This window comes from Methylobacterium sp. B1 (assembly GCF_000333255.1).
Taxonomy (GTDB): Bacteria; Pseudomonadota; Alphaproteobacteria; order Rhizobiales; family Beijerinckiaceae; genus Methylobacterium; species Methylobacterium fujisawaense.
Genome location: NZ_BACT01000919.1, coordinates 1 through 2,802 on the forward strand (window position 1 = coordinate 1; position 2,802 = coordinate 2,802).

The window sequence follows — 2,802 nt, forward strand, 5'->3', positions numbered from 1 at the left end:
CGGCGGTCGAGGCCTGGCGAGCTACTTCGTCTGGCTCAACCGCGGCAAGGAGAGCCTCGTCGCCGACATCAAGGACCCGGCCGATGCCCGGCTCCTGCACGCGATCCTCGCGCGGGCCGACGTGTTCGTGCAGAACCTCGCCCCCGGCGCCGCGGCGCGCGCGGGCTTCGGATCGGCGGAGCTCCGTGCACGCTATCCCCGGCTGATCACCGTCGACATCTCGGGCTACGGCGCCGGCAACCCCTACAGCGACATGAAGGCCTACGACCTGCTGGTCCAGGCGGAGAGCGGGCTCGCGGGCATCACCGGCCATCCGGCGGGACCCGGCCGGGTCGGCGTGTCCGTCTGCGACGTCGCCTGCGGCATGGATGCCCATGCGGCCGTCCTGGAGGCGCTGATCGCCCGGGGCATTTCCGGGCAGGGCTGCGCCCTGGAGGTCAGCCTGTTCAGCGCCGCCGCCGACTGGATGAACGTGCCGCTGCTCTATTTCGAGGGAACCGGGCAGGCGCCGCAGCGGGTCGGCCTCGCCCATCCCTCGATCTGTCCCTATGGCGCCTTCCCCACGGCCGACGGCAGCCTCGTGCTGATCTCGATCCAGAATGAGCGCGAATGGGCGCGCTTCTGTGCTGGCGTGCTCGGGGAGCCGGATCTCGCCCGCGCCGAAGGCTTCGCGTCCAACAACGCCCGGGTCGCCAACCGCGCCGCCGTCGACCTGCGCATCGGTGCCGAGCTGGTGCGGCTGAGCCGCGACGCCGCCGCCGCCCGGCTGGAGGCCGCCGGCACCGCCTACGGCTTCGTCAACACGCTTGCGGACCTCGTCACCCACCCGGCGCTGATCCGCACGGAGGTCGGGACACCCGCCGGATCCGCCCGCATCGTCGCGCCGCCGGTGCTGGTCGACAGGCAGGTCCGCGCCCTCGGCCCCGTCCCGGCGATCGACGCGCACGGCGCGCGTATCCGGGCCGAGTTCGCGCCCGGCACCTGAGGACCTAGAGATCGACACCGAACGACACGCGGGGAGGACACGATGAGGCTCGACGGCAAGATCGCGCTCGTGACGGGCGCCGGCAGCGGCTTTGGAGCGGGGATCGCCCAGCGTTTCGTCGCCGAGGGGGCGAAGGTCGCCTGCATCGACATCGACGGCGCGGCCGCCGCGCGGGTCGCGGCGGATCTGGGCGACAACGCCATCGCCATCGCCGCAGATGTCGGCCTCGCCGCCGATGTCATCGCCAGCGTCGACGAGACACGGCAGCGCTTCGGTCTGCCGAACATCCTGGTCAACAACGCCGGCACCACACACCGCAACAAGCCGCTGATGGAGGTCACCGAAGAAGACTTCGACCGGGTCTTCCGGGTCAACGTGAAGTCGATCTTTCACTACGTCCGGGAGGTCGCCCCGCTCATGCGCGATGCGGGCGGCGGCGTTATCCTGAACGTCAGTTCGACGGCGGCTCTGCGGCCGCGGCCGGGGCTGACGTGGTACAACGCCTCCAAGGGCGCGGCGAGCCTCGCCTCGAAGTCCCTGGCGCTCGAATTGGCGCCCTGGAAGATCCGGGTGAACGCCCTCTGCCCGGTCATGGGCGCCACCGGGCTCCTCGAGCATTTCATGGGCGTGCCCGATACCCCCGAGAACCGCGACCGGTTCATCGCCACGATCCCGCTCGGCCGCCTGTCCCAGGCGAGCGACATCGCGTCGGCCGCCCTGTTCCTCGCCTCCGACGAGGCGGCCTTCATCACCGGCGTCGACCTGCCGGTCGACGGCGGCCGCACGGCCTGAGGAGATGTCGATGGAAGCCTATACCGAGATCCGCGAGGCGGTCGCCAAGCTCTGCGCCGGCTTCCCGGGCCCGTACTGGCGGGCCCTCGACCGGGAGATGGCCTACCCGACCGCGTTCGTGAACGCGCTCACCGAGAGCGGCTACCTGTCGGTTCTGATCCCCGAGGCGTATGGCGGCTCCGGCCTGCCGCTCTCGGCCGCGGCCGCGATCCTGGAGGAGGTCCAGCGGGCCGGCTGCAACGGGGGCGCATGCCACGCGCAGATGTACACGATGGGCACGCTCCTCCGGCACGGCTCCGAGGCGCAGAAGGCCGAATATCTCCCGGCTCTCGCGGAAGGCCGCCTGCGGCTCCAGGCCTTCGGGGTGACCGAGCCCACCTCCGGCACCGACACCGGCAGCCTCAAGACTACGGCGCGCCTGGAGGGCGACCACTACGTCGTCAACGGCCAGAAGATCTGGACCAGCCGGGCCGAACATTCGGACCTGATGCTGCTTCTGGCGCGCACGTCGCCCAGGACCGAGGGCATGAAACGCACCGACGGCCTGTCGGTGCTCCTCGTCGACATGCGGGAGGCCAGGGGCAACGGCCTCACCATCCGGCCGATCCGCACGATGATGAACCATGCCACCACGGAGGTGTTCTTCGACAACCTCAGGGTGCCGGCCCAGAATCTCATCGGCGCGGAGGGGAAGGGTTTCCGCTACATCCTGTCGGGCATGAATGCCGAGCGGATCCTGATCGCCGCCGAATGCATCGGCGACGCCAAGTGGTTCATCGAGAGGGCGCGGATCTATGCCGGCGAGCGTTCGGTCTTCGGGCGTCCGATCGGTGCCAATCAGGGCGTACAGTTCCCGATCGCCAAGGCCTACGCCAACATGCGCGCGGCCGAGCTGATGGTCCGGGAGGCGCTGGCCCTCTACGAGGGCGGCGCGAATCCGGGAGCCGAGGCCAACATGGCCAAGATGCTGGCGGCCGACGCGTCGTTCGAGGCGGCCAATGCCTGCATCCAGACCCATGGCGGCT

3 protein-coding genes are annotated in these 2,802 nt (G+C 70.3%); all 3 read left to right on the forward strand.

Features of this window, described 5'->3' with window-relative positions; all coding sequences use genetic code 11:
• Positions 1-985, forward strand: a 985-nt coding sequence (locus I53_RS25955) for a CaiB/BaiF CoA-transferase family protein (protein ID WP_043356291.1), incomplete at its 5' end; no start/stop codon positions are given.
• Positions 986-1,027: 42 nt separating this feature from the next.
• On the forward strand, positions 1,028-1,777 hold the full coding sequence (locus I53_RS25960; RefSeq protein WP_043356292.1) for a glucose 1-dehydrogenase: 750 nt from the start codon (positions 1,028-1,030) through the stop codon (positions 1,775-1,777).
• A gap of 10 nt (positions 1,778-1,787) precedes the next feature.
• A partial coding sequence (locus I53_RS25965; protein ID WP_043356294.1) for an acyl-CoA dehydrogenase family protein occupies positions 1,788-2,802 on the forward strand: 1,015 nt, incomplete at its 3' end.